Here is a 2,892-nt window from a genome sequence, read left to right as displayed (position 1 = left end):
GGCTTGTGGTTTTTCTTATCTAAAATGCCCATCTCTTCTAACATAGCAAGAACGCGAGCTTTCTTTCCTCTAAGTCTTTTTCTCCCGTATGTTAAAGGGAGTAACACATTTTGATAGACAGACAAGTTAGGGATCAGCTGAAAATGCTGAAAGACAAATCCTATCTCCTCATTCCGTAGCTTTGCACGACGAGCTTTACCCATTTTATGTACTGACTTACCAGCTAACACATAGCTTCCTTTATCTAACAAGTCCAGAGTTCCTAACAAATTGAGCATCGTGCTCTTCCCTGAACCGGACTTCCCCATGATTGCCACGTACTCTCCCTGCTCCACACGAAGATCCATCCCGCGCAATACTTCCATCTGCTTTGTCCCTGAACGATATTTTTTTCGCACATCTCGGAGTTCGATCATTTCGCATTCCTCATTTCTTACATCCTCAAGTGTCCTCATTCCCCTCCATAATACGACAAATCAAATCAAATGCCTCCAAAAAGTGGGTAAAATGCCTCTATTCTACCACAACGAAAAAAGAGGTACATGAGATTCTGACTGTCTTGCACAGAGCATGAATCTATCTTTCTAACCGTTTTCCCTCATTTCCCTCTCTTTCCGACAAACAATCCACCATCGAATAAAAATCGTTCTTTTTAATTGGAAATAGAGGTCAATTACTATGAATAAAAGATTACAAATAGACCTAACCTTTAGTATGTTCCTCCTAAAAAAAACGTTCATAATAGAACACGCTCCTTCCATATACTCTATTAACAGGAAATAGTCGAAATCAAATCCAAAGTTCTGCCGGCTTTCGACGAATAATATGGTTTTAACTTGCTATATTGATACAAAAGCAGAGGGAGATGTAGAATATGCAGTCCGATTTTAATCAGCTGTTAGACAACGTCATTGGTCCTCGTCTCATTTTTCATGTCATGGAGTGTTACATTTGTGGGTACGATGAAATTTACTTTCAGCACCCCGATACCCAAGAACAGATAGGCCTCGCTTGTGAAGGATGCAATTATGTAAAAACCTTCAGTTTTCAAAATGAACATTCATGAACAAAAAAAGACCACGTAAAAGTTAAGCTTTTACATGGTCTTATTTTGTTTAGTTAAAAACTAGTGTAAATACGACATCCAAGGCACCATTATTAACTGTTACTGGAAGATTAAATGACTTCCCTTTTAAATCCGATAGCACTTTTGCATCTGTAGGAAACAAAGCCTTTAATTCATTCATAGCAGCCTCTGACAATGGATCGTTTCCATTCACCTTAGACACACCTATGCTACTAATAAGAGTCGGATAAAATCCTTTACTCAAAAAGTCTAACATACTGATATCTTCCTGAACTGTTATCGTTAAAGAATTGGACGTGCTAGAAGATAAAAGAATATTTTTTTGGCTAGCATTTACTGCCTTCACGAGGCCTTCCACCTTTGCATCAAGTATCTGCTGTTCTGTGGACTGGTTAGGAAGTCCTTCCACTATCGCTTTAATTTTAGCTACCTCAGCCAATAAAATAGGCGAATACTTACTTGTTTTCGGTAACCCTTCCATTAAGGCATTTATTTCTGCATATACTTTTAAAGCTTCCGATTGTTTCCCAGCTGTATATAAGCTGTTTAAATCTACTAATTTCATATAAATGGTGACAGGTAGCATTAGTTCGTCACGCTTTGCATCAGCTGGCTTTTTATACTTTTCTAGTAATAAGTCCCGTGCAGCTTTACCAGAAAAGCGATATAAAATAGAGGATCGATCCTTTAACTGATACGATAGCTTATGATATCCAGCAGCTACTCCTGCAAAATCACTCTTTGCTTCCGCTTGGCTAATTTCCCTCATTAGAGACTCTAAATACTTCGTTGCGTAATTATACGCATCTATATAAGAAACTAATCCCTTAGTTACTTTTTCATTGTAAATGGCATCCATTTCCTTCAGTGTGCCTTCTATCTCGCCTGCAGATAATTTGGATGAGGTAACGACACTTTTTGTGATCTCATAATTTTTCTTCACACTATTTAATGTAGCATAGAGCGAGTCACTTGGGATTAATTTCCCTTCAAGCGCCGGAGATACGTATATCGTAGTCGCCTTGTGTAAATCACTTTTCGCCGTGGCTACCGATTGCTCCACTGAAAATGATTTACCATACGCAATTGGTGAAAAGGCTAAAATCGAACTTGTTAATAATGCTACCGCTGTTGCTGTCTTCCATCCTTTATTCCTCAAAACTATTCCTCCTAATGAATTGCTCCGTTTTTTATTGTGCATTATTTTAAAAAATCATTAATATACTATAATTTATCAATTATCCCTCCCACCAACTTTTAGAAACCATTTCTCATTCGCAAAAATTCCTTAAAAAACACATACCACTTAAGCTTATACGAAATGATTTTCTAAAAATATTGAGGAATGTTAATTATTTTAATTTTTTGAATAAAAAGTTACAGGTTAATAGTATAATAGATTTACGAGAAGACTAGTTAATTATTCTTACATTTACAAAGTATAAGCAACCCATGGAGGTAAAAGAGGATGCAAATGGTCTGGTTGAGTTCCAAAACAACGGTACCCAAAGCTACAGCAGAAGCACTAGATAGAAAAAGATTATATGAATTATTTCAGAAAAACCATTCTAAAAGAATTACGATTATTCAAGCACCAGCAGGCTACGGCAAAACTACGCTATTAAGCCAATGGTTTAACCAAACGAATGACATCGTTACATGGATTTCGCTGAATACATCTGATAATGATCCGATTCGATTTTGGAAATATGTCATTCATACGACATCTAATGTCACGGAAAGTAATATGTATAACGCGCTCGCCTCCTTGTTCCAATCACAGGATTCATCCACGTTGGAATTTT

2 protein-coding genes and 1 pseudogene are annotated in these 2,892 nt (G+C 37.0%); 1 reads left to right on the top strand and 2 read right to left on the bottom strand.

The window, feature by feature from the left end; genetic code table 11:
- Both AC06OU_RS13350 and AC06OU_RS13345 read right to left on the bottom strand, forming a co-directional pair.
- The coding region (locus AC06OU_RS13350) for an ABC transporter ATP-binding protein (protein WP_475856390.1) at positions 1–416 on the bottom strand (416 nt) is incomplete at its 3' end.
- A 699-nt stretch (positions 417–1,115) separates the two neighbouring features.
- Positions 1,116–2,246, bottom strand: a complete 1,131-nt coding sequence (locus AC06OU_RS13345) for a hypothetical protein (RefSeq protein ID WP_475856388.1) — start codon at positions 2,244–2,246, stop codon at positions 1,116–1,118.
- A gap of 309 nt (positions 2,247–2,555) precedes the next feature.
- Here AC06OU_RS13345 and AC06OU_RS13340 point away from each other — a divergent pair.
- Positions 2,556–2,892, top strand: a pseudogene (locus AC06OU_RS13340) (hypothetical protein); the annotation flags it as partial.

The sequence above is a fragment of the Psychrobacillus sp. genome, from assembly GCF_056205495.1.
Note: the sequence above shows the minus strand (reverse complement) of the source record. Positions and strands in the feature narration are given on the sequence as shown.